Source organism: Streptomyces sp. NPDC028991 (genome assembly GCF_055564775.1).
Genome location: NZ_JBVHVP010000049.1, coordinates 1 through 12,527 on the forward strand (window position 1 = coordinate 1; position 12,527 = coordinate 12,527).

The 12,527-nt window shown below is 68.1% G+C and carries 13 protein-coding genes; 7 read left to right on the top strand and 6 right to left on the bottom strand.

Annotated features, from left to right (window positions below; translation table 11 throughout):
- The first annotated feature begins 268 nt into the window (after positions 1-268).
- Positions 269-721: an iron chaperone gene (locus ACZ4V1_RS35495; protein ID WP_468345186.1), complete on the top strand. Its 453-nt coding sequence runs from the start codon at positions 269-271 to the stop codon at positions 719-721.
- A 113-nt stretch (positions 722-834) separates the two neighbouring features.
- On the opposite strand, the gene ACZ4V1_RS35500 is transcribed toward ACZ4V1_RS35495, so the two are convergent.
- Positions 835-1,260, bottom strand: coding sequence for a hypothetical protein (locus ACZ4V1_RS35500; RefSeq protein WP_468345189.1), 426 nt, complete (start codon positions 1,258-1,260; stop codon positions 835-837).
- A gap of 48 nt (positions 1,261-1,308) precedes the next feature.
- The gene (locus tag ACZ4V1_RS35505) at positions 1,309-1,992 is read right to left on the bottom strand and encodes a hypothetical protein (RefSeq protein ID WP_468345191.1); all 684 of its coding nucleotides are present in this window, start codon (positions 1,990-1,992) and stop codon (positions 1,309-1,311) included.
- Positions 1,993-2,711: 719 nt separating this feature from the next.
- Here ACZ4V1_RS35505 and ACZ4V1_RS35510 point away from each other — a divergent pair.
- Together ACZ4V1_RS35510 and ACZ4V1_RS35515 are read left to right on the top strand one after the other, a co-directional pair.
- Positions 2,712-3,971 (top strand): ParA family protein, encoded by a 1,260-nt coding sequence (locus tag ACZ4V1_RS35510; RefSeq protein WP_468345194.1) that lies wholly within the window; start codon positions 2,712-2,714, stop codon positions 3,969-3,971.
- Entirely contained in the window at positions 3,968-5,143 is a 1,176-nt protein-coding gene (locus tag ACZ4V1_RS35515; protein WP_468345197.1) for a ParB/RepB/Spo0J family partition protein, read from the top strand. Before ACZ4V1_RS35510 ends, ACZ4V1_RS35515 begins: the two co-directional genes overlap by 4 nt.
- Positions 5,144-5,330: 187 nt before the next feature.
- Here ACZ4V1_RS35515 and ACZ4V1_RS35520 read toward each other — a convergent pair whose 3' ends face one another.
- Together ACZ4V1_RS35520 and ACZ4V1_RS35525 are read right to left on the bottom strand one after the other, a co-directional pair.
- Positions 5,331-5,642, bottom strand: a complete 312-nt coding sequence (locus ACZ4V1_RS35520) for a replication initiation protein, RepL2 (protein WP_468345200.1) — start codon at positions 5,640-5,642, stop codon at positions 5,331-5,333.
- Positions 5,639-6,091 carry a MarR family transcriptional regulator gene (locus ACZ4V1_RS35525; RefSeq protein WP_219189011.1) on the bottom strand — a complete coding sequence of 151 codons (453 nt, stop codon included), beginning with the start codon at positions 6,089-6,091 and terminating at the stop codon, positions 5,639-5,641. Before ACZ4V1_RS35525 ends, ACZ4V1_RS35520 begins: the two co-directional genes overlap by 4 nt.
- Positions 6,092-7,037: 946 nt before the next feature.
- Between ACZ4V1_RS35525 and ACZ4V1_RS35530 the strand changes: the two genes are divergently transcribed.
- Positions 7,038-8,600 carry an FAD-dependent monooxygenase gene (locus tag ACZ4V1_RS35530; RefSeq protein ID WP_468345204.1) on the top strand — a complete coding sequence of 521 codons (1,563 nt, stop codon included), beginning with the start codon at positions 7,038-7,040 and terminating at the stop codon, positions 8,598-8,600.
- On the opposite strand, the gene ACZ4V1_RS35535 is transcribed toward ACZ4V1_RS35530, so the two are convergent.
- Complete coding sequence (locus ACZ4V1_RS35535) at positions 8,593-9,261, bottom strand: ScbR family autoregulator-binding transcription factor (RefSeq protein WP_468345207.1); 669 nt, start codon at positions 9,259-9,261, stop codon at positions 8,593-8,595. The two genes, ACZ4V1_RS35530 and ACZ4V1_RS35535, sit on opposite strands and share 8 nt — an antisense overlap.
- Positions 9,262-9,423: 162 nt before the next feature.
- Between ACZ4V1_RS35535 and ACZ4V1_RS35540 the strand changes: the two genes are divergently transcribed.
- Positions 9,424-10,278 carry an NAD(P)H-binding protein gene (locus ACZ4V1_RS35540; RefSeq protein ID WP_468345210.1) on the top strand — a complete coding sequence of 285 codons (855 nt, stop codon included), beginning with the start codon at positions 9,424-9,426 and terminating at the stop codon, positions 10,276-10,278.
- 411 nt (positions 10,279-10,689) lie between these two features.
- Here the strand turns inward: ACZ4V1_RS35540 and ACZ4V1_RS35545 are convergent, their stop codons facing one another.
- The gene (locus tag ACZ4V1_RS35545; protein ID WP_468345213.1) at positions 10,690-11,679 is read right to left on the bottom strand and encodes a ScbA/BarX family gamma-butyrolactone biosynthesis protein; all 990 of its coding nucleotides are present in this window, start codon (positions 11,677-11,679) and stop codon (positions 10,690-10,692) included.
- A 287-nt stretch (positions 11,680-11,966) separates the two neighbouring features.
- On the opposite strand from ACZ4V1_RS35545, the gene ACZ4V1_RS35550 reads away from it, so the two are divergent.
- Entirely contained in the window at positions 11,967-12,176 is a 210-nt protein-coding gene (locus ACZ4V1_RS35550; RefSeq protein ID WP_468345216.1) for an acyl-CoA carboxylase subunit epsilon, read from the top strand.
- Positions 12,177-12,324: 148 nt separating this feature from the next.
- Positions 12,325-12,527 (top strand): carboxyl transferase domain-containing protein (locus ACZ4V1_RS35555; protein WP_468345220.1); only part of this gene is annotated, 203 nt, incomplete at its 3' end.

Sequence of the window (12,527 nt, forward strand, 5' to 3'; positions counted from 1 at the left end):
CCCTGACGCACCACACTTTGCCAAACCAGGGGGGCGGGGGCGCGTTGGGGGGGTTTGCGAGGGGTAGTTTGGTTGGGTTGGGCCCGGGCTATTACGTCGTAATAGCCCGGGCCCGATCAGCCTTCCGTATGCAGTGGGTCCGTTTCGAGGCTGCCTCGAGTGGATGTCAAGGGCTGTGTGCACGGCAGGTGCTGTACTGAGAGACGTGACCGTGCTCGTCGTGGCATATCGGGTCGGGCGAGCGTGACCCACGGGCTACGGAGGGAACATGAGCAACACCGAGCAGAGCACATACGAGGGGTTCACGGCCGAGGAACGGGCCGCGATGAAGGACCACGCGAAGGAGCAGAAGGCGACTGCGCGGCGCAGCTCGCGTGCGGACAAGGCGGCGTTGGCGGAGCAGGACGTGCTTGCCAAGATCGCCGAGATGCAGGACTCGGACCGGGTCATGGCCGAGCGCGTCCATGCCGTCGTCACGGCGAGCGCCCCGGAGCTGGCGCCGAAGCTCTGGTACGGCATGCCCGCCTATGCGCTGGACGGCAAGCTGATCTGCTTCTTCCAGAGTGCAGCGAAGTTCAAGGCGCGTTACGCGACGCTCGGGTTCAGCGACAACGCGAACCTGGACGAGGGCAACATGTGGGCGGCCGGCTTCGCGCTGAGCAAGGTGACGCCCGAGGTCGAGGAGCGGATCGCCGCTCTGGTGAAGCAGGCCGTGAGCTGACGGTCTTCCCTGTGCGGCCGACGGCCCGGGGGTGACTGGGTATAGTGGGGGTACGACCTCTACTCAGGCAATCGGGGCCCCGCCGTTCTCGGCGGGGCCCCGATTTCTTGGTGTCAGGCGACTTGGAGGTTCGGACGGCCGTCGGCTGTGGGCGGGACGGCGGCGTAGGCGGGCAGCTTCAGGTTGGGGAGGTCTCCCGCCTTGATGCCGGCGATCGCGGACCTGAATGCCGCTTCCATGTCCTGGGTGCAGGCGTACTTCGCCGCCAGGGGGTGCAGCCGGTAGGAGTTTCCCTTGCCCCGGCTCCCCTCTTCGTTCTTGGGCCGCAGCACGATGTTCAGCTCGCACAGGGGAGCGATGAGGTTGCTGACGGCCTGGGGGGTGACGCGGTATTCGGTGGCCATGTCCTTCTGGCGTACGGGGAGGTGCCCTCCGAAGTCGCTGCGGTAGAGCAGGTACTGCAGGAACTTGACCGTGGCCCCGGACACGGGCAGGGCCCAGATACGTTCGGACACGACCGGTGACATGACATCAGCCATCGGTACCCCTTCCTCGTGCGGGTGGGCGAAGCTCTTGTTGGTGGTGTATCACCCGGTCCGCCTTCCCGCTCCATAATGCGGGTGATCGGTGAGCCCGAGGTCCAGCTGCTCCTGATGGACCTCGGGGCCGATGCCGTGGGGGAATGCCGCGGGGTCGCGGTCGTGCTGGACGGCGAGCTGCTCGAGGACGGCGTGCTGGGCGTTGCTGTTGCCGTGGAACCACAGGCGTACGTTCAGCTGGATCATGCCGTTGCCGAGCTGCTCGATCCACTTGTAGCCCACCAGTGCTTTGATGGCGCGGTTGACCGTGGAGCGTGTGATGCGTTTGCCGTCCTTCTGGGCGGCGAGCTTGTTGAGGCCGTCGGTGATCTCTTGCTGGGTGTACTGGGCGACGCCGGTGCCGCGTTGCTGTGCTCCCGCGACGTAGAGGAAGACGCACAGCTGGGACTTGGTGATGGAGTTGGCGACGGCGAGCTGGGCGAGGAGCTGGGTGAACCAGTTCGAGGCCAAGCTGTAGCCGGCGTCTCCGGCCATGTCGTGCACGGCCGTGTGGTCGGTCTCGTACTCGAAGGTGACGTTCTTGAGCTTGCGGCGACTGCGGGAGTCGCTGCTCTGGGTCGCTTCACCGAGTTGCTCTCCGAGGACTTGGAGGAGGTCGTCGAAGCCCGGATCGCCCGATGCGGCGTCAGGGACGGCGCGGGGCCGTCGGTGTGCTGGTGGATCGGCTGTCACAGGACCTCCCTTGATACTCAGGCAGTCCAGAGACTAGCTCAAAACTCAAGCAGGGCTTGTCTTTTGCCGGTCCAGCGCGCCGAGTTCACCCCTTCTCCCGGCTCGCGAGGATCGACGGTTCAGATACTCAACCCTAGCTTGAGTATTTTTTCGGTTCTGCAAGATTACTCAAGCCCAGCTTGATTTCCTGTGTCGCGATGGCGGCACGTTTCGCTCGTGCCGTGCCCTGCCCTCGGCCGCGTTGCCCGCCTGAGCGCGAGGCTGTGACCTGCTGCGATACCGAGCGGGACAGTCGTCCGGAAAAGACAAGCACAGCTTGATTTCTACTCCCTAATGTGACCGCCAGGTTGACATTTCGAAGGGGCGAATGTGCTCCCCAGGACACACTGTTGTGCCTAAAGCCGCAGGTCACAGCCCTTTGCGCGGTCGCTGCTCTTATAAAAGAGGGGCACCCGTCGGCACCCTTTCACTCCGCCTGCTCGCCCCTGACCGCCCCTCACTGACCTGAGCCACAGAACAGCAACCCCGGCGCTGGGACTGCTGGTCACCCACGAGCGGAGGTACCTCCACCACCCACTTCGCCCAGCCACGCCAATGTGGGGCGTCCGCCGTCCACGACCCGCAGTCGGCAGCGCGTCTTCCCGCTCCCTTGGGAATAACTAGTGATAACTAACGTGTCGACGGTTCAAAGCATCAAGGGCGTTAGTATGGTGTCTTCCATGACTTCGCCAGACGCTTCCAGCGACCGGGAGAAGGTCGTCTCCAAGCTACCGGGTTGGCTTCGCCAGAACCTCAAGGTCAGAGCGGCCCAGCACGGCATCGAGATCCAGACGGCCGTAGAACAGAGCATCAGGGACTGGTGCGACCTGGCCTCCGCTCCGGAGCCTGTCGACACCTCCGGCGCCGACTCGTTCTCCACGTTCCTGCCTCCGGGGCAGTGGGAGACCTTCCGTCAGATCGCTGCGGACCGCCGGGTCTCCCTCATCCAGGGACTGGCTCAGTCCGTCCAACTGTGGCTCTCCACCAACCCCGTCCCCGATGTGGAGCGGCCGGAGATCACGCGACGCATCGTCGTCTGCAACCAGAAGGGCGGCGTGGGGAAGACGGCCATCACCGCCGGTCTCGGAGAAGCACTGGCCGAGGACCCCAACGCCCTGCACTCCGTGCAGATCGCCAAGGCACTCGCCAAAGCGCTGCGGGACAGCGACACCCGGCCCGAAGAACACGTCGCCGACCCTCTGGAGATCGAGAACCTGCCGGGGCTCGGACTGCGCGTACTCCTCGTCGACTTCGACCCGCAGTGCCACCTCACCAACCAGCTGGGCGCCGCCCCGCTGCCCATGAACGGTGACAGCCTCACCAACCACATGGCGGGGGACCCCAAGGGTCATCTCCGGGACCTCGTCGTCTCCATCGATGACGACACCTTCCAGGGCCGGCTCCACCTCCTGCCCGCCTGCAACGACGCCTTCCTCCTCGATGTGCGCCTGTCCGCCGTAAGGGCCCGGGAGGCGGCTCTGGAGCGTGCGCTCGCTCCGCTCGAGGCCGACTACGACGTCATCCTCGTCGACTGTCCGCCCAGCCTCGGACTCAGCATGGACGCCGCCTCCTACTACGGCCGTCGCAGAGAAGGGGAGAAGCCCGGTCAGTCCGGCGCCCTCATCGTCGTCCAGGCCGAGGACAGCTCCGCCGACGCCTACGACCTCCTCACCACGCAGATCGAAGACCTGCGCGGTGACCTCCAGATCGACATCGACTACCTCGGCATCGTCGTCAACCTCTACGACTCCCGCCGCGGTTTCATCGCCACCTCCTCACTCCAGGGGTGGGTCGACATAAAGGACCCCCGCGTCGTCGGACTCATCGGAGACCTCAAGGAACAGAAGGAAGCCGTCCGGATGAAGCAACCGCTGCTGTCGTACGCACCCAGGTCCCAGCAGGCGATCAGCATGCGCGCGCTCGCCCGGGAGATCGCATGAGCAAGGCCGAACAGCTGGGCACCGGTCGGTTCGGCGGGGGAGGGCGCCCGATCAGCGCCCGCCGCCAGGCGGTGGCCGCGGCCACCGGGGTCCCCACTGACGGCGCGGCCCCGCCGACCGTGCTTCCCCCCGACAGCATCAGCCTCAACCCCGACAATCCCCGCTCCACTCTCGGTGACCTCACCGACCTGGCCGGAAGCCTGAAGACCCACGGCCAGAAGCAGGCGATCACGGTCATGAACCGCGATGCCTACATCAAGGCCAACCCCGAGCGCGAAGCCGACCTCGAAAGCGACACCAGGTATGTGGTGATCGACGGCAGCAGCCGGCTGGCCGCGGCCCGCGAAGCCGGCCTCGCCACCGTCAAGGTCATGGTCAGCGACGACCAGGGCAACTCGGCCGAGGAGCTCCTCGAGTCCGCACTCGTGGCCAACATCCACCGCCAGGACCTGGAGGAGCTGGACGAAGCCCGCGCTCTGCAACGGCTCCTGGCCATCCACGGCAGCCAGACCGCCCTGGCCAAGCGGCTCCACCGCTCTCAGGGATGGGTGTCCCAGCGTCTCGCCCTGCTGAACCTCACTCCTGAACTCCAGGCGCGGGTGGGCGAGGAGCCCATTGACCTGCTGCGCGCGGTGGGCAACAGGCCCGCTGCGGACCAGGAGACGGCTCTGCAGACGCTGAAGGAGGAGCGGGTCCGGAAGGAAGCGGAGAAGCGGCAACGCCGCAACAGGACCGAGGCGGAGCCCGATGCCGCCTCCCGGAGCGAGAAGGCCGCCCAGAGGACCGCCGAGAGGACCGCGAGTTATTACGACGTAATAGAGGACCCTCGGCCACCGACCGTGGACGCTGACGATCGGTCCGCTGACGATCGGTCCGCTGACGACCGTAATGCTGACGCACCGCCTGTCACCCATGCGGTGCCGGAGCCGCGGACGGACTCGTCCGCGTCGGACGACGGCACGGCTGCCGCCCACGACGAGGCGCAGGGGCGTCGGGTGCCCTATGACGAGCCGGGCGCCCTCGCCATGCTGTTGGACAGGAAGATCGAGGACGACGACGTCTTCTTCCGGCTCCTGCAGTTCCTGAACATGAAGGCGACAGCCAGGGACCCGGAGCGGCTGCGAGAGCTGGCACGCTCCTTCACCGGAGAGGTCGCGGCACGAGCCGAGTAGCCCGCGAGTCGCCTCAGCGGTGTCCGGGGCTCCAGCCACCCCCAACCGTGCCAGGCCCAACCGTGCCAGACCGTATCTGTGCCAGGCCGTATCTGTGCCGGGCGTCATGTGCGTCAGGTCATCGAAGACGTCCCAGGGAACGTCCCTCATTGCTCAGAAGTCAATGAGGGACGTTCTCGCAGACCGGTCAGGTAGCGCGGCGCAGCGGGACCACGACGTTCTCGCCCAGAGCCTTGGGACTGAGGCGGTAGTAGCGGATGTGCGCGAGCCGGTCGGACTCCTCGAGCCAGCCGGCCTCGATGACCTGCTTGCGGGTGCGGGAGAAGACGGGGGCGGACATGCCCACCAGGGCGGCGAGGTTGGCCGCGGTCTCCGCCACCGCACCCGCGCGGTCCGTGGGATGCAGGGCGTAGAGCATGACGACGAGGCGCTGGTTGGCGGTCATGCCAGCCGTGGCCTGCAGCAGCTCCAGGTTCCTCTGCTTGTGGTCGCTGGTCACTGCGCCTCCCACCGTGCAGGGGTCATTTCGTTGAAGCCGGGGATGTCCGGAGGCATGCACGTCTTCACCGCTTCACGTTGCTCCAGACCAGTCCCGTGAAACGCGATGTAGGGGCTGATCCTGTAAAGGTTGTAGTTGCCGATGCGCCCCCGCACGATCAGGATACGGTGCTTGGTCAGCTTACGGTTGATCTTGCCGACCGCATCCGTGGACATTCCCACGCGTTGGGCGATGTCCGCTCCCGTCGCCCTCAGCGGGTCCATGCCCTCCGGAGAGACGCCGATCCACCACAGGACCAGAAACTTCTGGCTGGGGGTGAACGCCTTGGACTCGGTGATCGCCTCGACGCGCGACTTGTCCACCTGGGTGTGCCGGCCTGAGAAGGCGTACGGCGCATAGGGGACCGCTTCGCCCGTGTCGGCGTCGACCAGTCTGCGTACTGCTCCCAACGGACCCTCCGTGTACGGGGGTGGCGGACATCTCGGACGACGGCGGTGGCACCGACCTGATGAACCTAACGGACATGAGCAGGAAGTCAATCAACTCGGCTTCACAGGCCGTGCCACTTGCCCACCTGACAGGGTCTGGAGGGCAGTTCACCGGGTTCTGCTCATTGACCTGAGAGCAATCTAGGGAGTTCCCAGGATCGTGGCACTCAGTTCCTGTGGACGTGGTGGCAGTTCCCAGGAACTGCCTGGCAGTTCTCAGGAACTGGGTGTCGGAGCACGTATTCGCAGGTCGGAGGCGGTTTGGCGTTGGCGCGCTCTTTAGCTGTTATCCGACGGCCGGACTCGGACCCCGAGGGCCCACGCTCGTACCGGTGTTGCGGACACCGCCGGCTTCTTCGCTGCCTCCCAGGGCTGCGCCGTGCAGGGCTTCTGGACACGGCCTTGAGCACGACTGCACCCCGCTCGAACCTGCACCACCGAAAGCCCGCCACGGCGTGGCCGCGGTGTGGACTCCGAGGCGCGCGTATGCCTCGATCAGCCACCCTGCGGGCCCGCCATGTCGTCGCCGTCCTTCCGGGGCTCCGTGCGGCAGTCGTCGAAGGGCCCTGGCCACCCCGTCGGGGCACCGCAAGCCCGCCAGGGCTGAGGAGTCGCCGACCCCGCACGGGGCGCGGGACCACGGAGGAGAGCGGCCTCCGCTGGAACCCGGGGATTCCTGGCCGTCCGAGGGTGTAGAACTCAGGCAGTATGTGGAGGACTTGAAAAGAACCGTCCATCCGGTATATTTTCTCAACGCGCCAGCCGACCTCATGGAGGCGGGTGGAGTGGTCTTCCGTACGCCATACAGGGGAGGGGCGTGCGCCGTCGGTTCTCATCATCGGCCCGGCGACTCTGACATGCCCCTGTCCCTGCCGCAACGCCTTAGAGACCAAGGGGAGGTCCTACGGTGGAGAGTCGTCTGCACGCGCAGGTCGTGATCGTCGGGGGAGGACCGGTCGGGATGCTGATGGCGGCCGAGCTGGGGGACCGAGGAGTCCGCACCGTCCTGCTGGAGGCGCAGGCCGCGGTCTGCGAGCGGCCCAAAGCCAGGGTCCTCCACGCGAGGGCACTGCAGGGTCTCGCCAGGCGGGGGTACTTCACGGAACTCGTGCCGAGGGGGGTTTCGAGCGCGGCCGAGACCGAAGTGCCCTTCCGCTTCGGTGGCGTACCCGGGCTGACCATCACGGCCCCGGCCTCGGAGCCGGGGCCCGTTCTGAAACGGCCGCAGGCCGACCTTGAGCGTCTGTTCGAGCAGCGGGCGCGAGCGGCCGGCGTTCGGGTCCTGCGTGAACACCGTGTCACCCAGGTGTCCCAGGACCGGGGGAGTGTCCGGGTCCGGGCTCAGGGACCGCTCGGGCCCGTGGAGTGCACCGCCCGGTACCTCGTGGGAGCGGACGGCGGGCGCAGCACCGTGCGGGAACTGGGGGGCGTTCCGGCACGCACCTACCGGGCCACGACGTCCGGGCTGTCCGGACTGGTCCGGCTGGAGGACTCGGGGGCTCTGCGGCCGGGCTGGCACCACACCCCGCGCGGCTGGATCGTCGCGCACGACATCCCCGGGGAGGGCACCCACATCAGGACCCTCGACTGCTCCGGCCCTCATGCCGGGCGTCACGTGCCGCCCACCGCTCAGGAGTTGCGCGGGGAACTCGCCCGCATCGCCGGGAGAGAGATCGCGTTCGGGCAGGTGCGCTGGCTCAGCCGGTTCAGTGACTTCGCCAGGCTCGCCCATTCCTACCGCTGGGGACGGATCCTTCTCGCCGGGGACGCGGCTCACATGCATTTCCCGGTCGGGGCCCAGGGGTTGAGCACGGGCGTACAGGACGCCCTGAACCTGGGGTGGAAGCTGGCGCTCGCCGTGCGGAATCTCGCGGGTGAGGACCTCCTCGACACCTACGACCAGGAGCGTCGCCCTGCCGCCCAGCGCGTCATCGACAACACTCTGGCGCAACTGGCCCTCATGCGGTCGCAACCCGAGGCGGACGCCCTGCGCGCGCTGTTCGCCGGGCTGGTGGCCGCCGACCGGGAGAGCCGGTACCTCAGCGACCTGGTCAGTGGTCAGGACATCGTGCTCCCGGGATGCATCGAGCAGCCCGCAGGATTGGAAGGAAGGTTTCTTCACAATGTGCCCCTCAGCACGGGAGGCGTCCGGACCGACGTGGTCGGGCTGTTGCGCACCGGCAGCCCGCTGCTGCTGCTCTTCGGGGAGGGGGGCAGCCGGTACGCGCGGCAGGCTGGGGAGTGGACGGACGTACTGAGGCCGGTCCACGCCGATCCCGTAGGCGAGATTCCGTGCGATGCCCTGCTGGTGCGCCCCGACGGCTACGTGGCCTGGGCCTCCGGACCGGCGGGACAGAGCACCGCCTCGGACGGTGCTCGGCTCGACGACGTACTGGCGCTGTACTTCGGCCGCCGGTCGTCCCGGACCGGGAAACAGCCTGTCATGACGGGTGCGGGGGTACTCAGCTGACGGTGGCCGGCGACTGTTCCCGGAGCCGGCCCCGGATCTCCTCGTAGACCGACTTGCCTCGCTGTTCGGACAGGTCCAGCGAGGCAAGGACGGAGGGCACGGCGATACTGGGGAAGAGATGGCGCAGCAGTGCGGAACTCCTGGACCTCAGGTCCTGGTAGTCACTGACGGTCTGGGACATGGACTGCACGCCCGCGAAGGTGCCCACCACGACGTCGGCGGTCACGGACGGCACGACATGGGGGAGCAGCTCGCCCTGGGCCTGCGCGTTCACCAGCAGTTCCCGGCAGACGTGACTCCAGCGCAGGAAGGGCCCACTGCGGTCGAGGCCCTCCGCGTGCTGGTCCATGCTCAGCCGGACGCCCGCGCGCACCATCGGGTCGGACTGCAGACGGTAGGCGTGCAGCAGCACTTCGTCGGCGAGTTCCTGCAGTTTGCAAGTCCGGTCGGGAATGGCGAACCGCTGGTCCTGCTCATGGAGCACGCCTTGTGCCAACTGCTCCTTCGACTCGAAGTGGAAGTACAAGGCACCCTTGGTCACGCCGGCGGTGCCGAGGATTTCGGCGATGGTCGCGGACTGGTAGCCGCGTTCCTCGAAGACCTTCGCCGCTGCCTCGAGGATGGTCCTGCGCGTACGGATGGCACGGTCCTGTTTCACCACTGTGCGGGCCTCCCTACCTAAAGATCGCTTCGACGGATGGAGCCGGAGCGACCCCACAAAAAAACCGCCCAGTATGTATCTTACAGGCGGTGTCCTGCGCGGTCTCAAGAGGCGGGGCGGCTGCCTCGGTGACCCGGGCCCTTCCGGCAGAAGGAGACAGCGGTGATTCTCGTGACAGGTGCCACCGGAACCGTCGGACGGGAGCTGGTGCGCCGGCTCCCCCGCGACCTGGCCGTGCGGGTCATGGCCAGGGACCCCTCGCGGTTGCAGGGAACGGCCCCCGGTACGGACGTGGTGGCGGGTGACTACACCGATTCCGCCTCTCTGGACCGTGCCCTGCGGGGTGTGCGCCGTGCGTTCGTCGTCACCAGCCGGGTCGGCGGGGACGACGACGCGCTCTTCCTGCGCGCCGCACGCGCGGCGGGGGTGCGGCACGTGGTCAAGGTGTCCGCGGCCGCCGTCGCCGACAAGGGTGCGGACGACCTCATCACCCAGTGGCAGCGCACGACCGAAAGGCTGCTGATGGACTCCGGAATGCTGTGGACCGTGCTGCGGCCTCGCTCGTTCATGTCCAACGCGTTGTGCTGGGCCGCATCCATCGCTTCCGAGGGGGTCGTCCACGCGCTGTACGGGACATCGGTCAACGCGTGTGTCGACCCGCGTGACATCGCGGACGCGGCCGTGTGCGCGCTGACCGAGGACGGGCACGAAGGGCGGATCCACACGCTGACCGGACCGCAGCCGATCAGCGCGGTCGAGCAGACGGCCGAGCTGGGGCGTGTGCTGGGCAGGCCGCTGCGTCTGGAGGAGCTGTCCCCCGACCGGGCACGTGCCTGCCTGCGGGAGCGTCACCCCGTGGAGGAGGTCGTCGAGGCGTTGCTGGCCAGTGCGGAACGCCAGCGTGCTGGAGCCAAGGCCGGTGTGGAGGACACGGTCCTCCGTCTGACCGGCCGTCCGGCCCGGTCGTTCCGCACATGGGCCGAAGACCACCGCGAGGCGTTCCGCCGCAGGCCGTGACGGCGGGACGGCGCGCGGCCACGCGCGGCTCTCGCGGAGCGTGACGGGCGGGCGGGCGGGCGGGCGACATGCGGGTGCCCGGGCTGCGGGCCCGGGCTGCGGGCCCGGCCGGTGTGGTCCGCACCCCGAGGGCTGTGGAGTGGGCGGGCGACAGCGAGCGAAAGAGGCTTGGCGGAGGGGCCGGGCTACAGCACGGAGAGGCGTGGCGGAGGCGCGGCCGAGAGGCGAGAGCGAGAGAGGCGCGGCGGAGGCACGGCCGAGAGGCAAAAGCGAGAGAGGCGCGGCGGAGGCGCAGTCGAGAAGCAAGAGCGAGAGAGGCGCGGCGGTGGGGCGGGCCGTCGGCCGTGGGGGGAAGGCGCCGTCGCTCTGCGTTCGTGGGGGAAGGCGCCGTGAGGCCGAAGGCCGGTGCGGTCAGGCGCCCGAAGCAGCCGTCACGGTCGTGCTGAAGACGGGCTCGCCGTCCTGGTGGCCGGTGACCAGGACCGTGTCGGGGTCACCGGCGGCACCCTTGGGCAGGCACAGGGCGTCGATCAGGCAGGGCCGGTCCAGTTCCGAGTACTTCGTGAACTCGCAGGCGAGGCCGACCGGCAGGACCGAGGGCCTGCCCAGGACGGCGGTCGCCGCCTGACGGGCGGCCTCCAGCAGCACCATGCCCGGAACGTGGTCGACCTGGTGGTCGAAGAGCACGGGGTGCCGGGTGTCCACCCGCAGTTGCCACCGGTTCGTGTCACCGGTGGGGGAGAGCACCACATCGGCGGGCGAGAGCCGCCCCACGGTCTGCGGTGCCACCGGAGCCGTCAGGGCGATCGGAGAGTGCCCGGGGTCGAACACGCGCTCCGGTCGCAGCCGTCGGTAGACGGCCGGAGAGATGACGCTGAAGGAGAACCGCCCCGACGCGGCGAGCCTTCCCTCGCGCTGGACCGTCGTCTCGTAACGCATACCGGCCAGCCTGCCGCCGCGCTTCTTGACCTCCGCGCACGTGACGTCGAGGTCCAGCGCGGCCGGCGCGTGACCGATGCGCAACTCCTCGGGGTACACCGTGAGCGCCAGTTCCTCCATCAGGAACTGATGCCCGAAGGGCACGCCGAACTCGGCGTGAGCGAGCAGGGCACCAACCTGACGGATCGTTTCAGCGGCGATCAGCGGGTCGTGGTGGGTCCCGTCGACCGGGGTGAAGAAGCTGTGGCCCCGCGGCCACTGCGCGGTCATCGTGAAGTGGGTGTCCCCCAGTCGCCTCCAGTCGGTGAGCATGACCTCGGCGACGGCCGCTCGGTGCACCAGTTCCCTGGGGACCGTGGTGGTCAGAGGCCCGTGACAGAGCGCCGCCCCGAAGGGCGACAGGTCGGCTTTTGTCGTCTGCTTGGTCGACGGTCTTTCGTACCGGAACGTGCTCGCGGTCATCGCTCCCCCAGAACGAGATCGGAGATGTCTACGGAGGCCCCGAAAGATACAGTCCACCCGGTTTGGTTTCCAGAGGAATCGCAATCTCCGTCCAGGATTGTTTGGAGCCGCCGTCGAGGCCCGGTCGACCGGGCGCCTCCGCCTCAGCCCGCTCTCCGGCATTCCTCCAGCTCACACCCCTCAGGACGCTTCGCCGTTCCCGCCGCCCTTACGAGTGACTCTCGAGCGGGGCTGAGGCCTGTCTGTAGCGCGGTGCCGCACGGTGGCCGCAGTGGAGAGGAGCGGACATGGGTGAACCCGGCGTCCCGGCCCTCGCGTTGCGCATAGAGCGCGGCCGGGCCGACGAACAGGAACTGGCCGCACTGACCGCAGTGCTGTTCGCGGTGATGGCCGGGCGGGACGCGAAGGCCGCGGAACAGGAGCCGCCCGGCGTTCCGTCGTGGCGGCCGCCGGAGTGTGCCGGATCGGCCTATCGCTCGCCGCACTGCTGGCGGTAGGGCGCACCGCTCGCAAGGTCCCCGGGGGCCGACAGGCACCTTTTCCAGCTGATTCATGTGCGCACCGCACCCCGCCCCCCTGTAAACCGCACAGACGGTTTGATAATTTGGGGTCTCCGTGCCGGTCGCGCCCAGGGAGGGAGGCACAGTGACAGTCCTCAATGACATTCCTCAGGTGGCCGCAGAGCTGCCGGACGACCGTGGGTGCGTCGCCGAGCTGTACGGGATCCGTGCGCAGGCGCTGGCCGGGCCGTGTGAGAAGGCGACGGCGGCGCAGCACGCCAAGGGCAAGCTGACGGCACGGGAGCGTATCGAGCTGCTGGTGGACCCGGGGTCCTTCCGGGAGGTCGA

Excerpts from the sequence above, each read along its gene's own strand:
- ACZ4V1_RS35515 (WP_468345197.1), top strand. The coding sequence starts at position 3,968 with ATGAGCAAGGCCGAACAGCTGGGCACCGGTCGGTTCGGCGGGGGAGGG.
- ACZ4V1_RS35545 (WP_468345213.1), bottom strand. The coding sequence starts at position 11,679 with ATGACCGCGAGCACGTTCCGGTACGAAAGACCGTCGACCAAGCAGACG.
- ACZ4V1_RS35500 (WP_468345189.1), bottom strand. The coding sequence starts at position 1,260 with ATGGCTGATGTCATGTCACCGGTCGTGTCCGAACGTATCTGGGCCCTG.
- ACZ4V1_RS35550 (WP_468345216.1), top strand. The coding sequence starts at position 11,967 with ATGGGTGAACCCGGCGTCCCGGCCCTCGCGTTGCGCATAGAGCGCGGC.
- ACZ4V1_RS35495 (WP_468345186.1), top strand. The coding sequence starts at position 269 with ATGAGCAACACCGAGCAGAGCACATACGAGGGGTTCACGGCCGAGGAA.
- ACZ4V1_RS35510 (WP_468345194.1), top strand. The coding sequence starts at position 2,712 with ATGACTTCGCCAGACGCTTCCAGCGACCGGGAGAAGGTCGTCTCCAAG.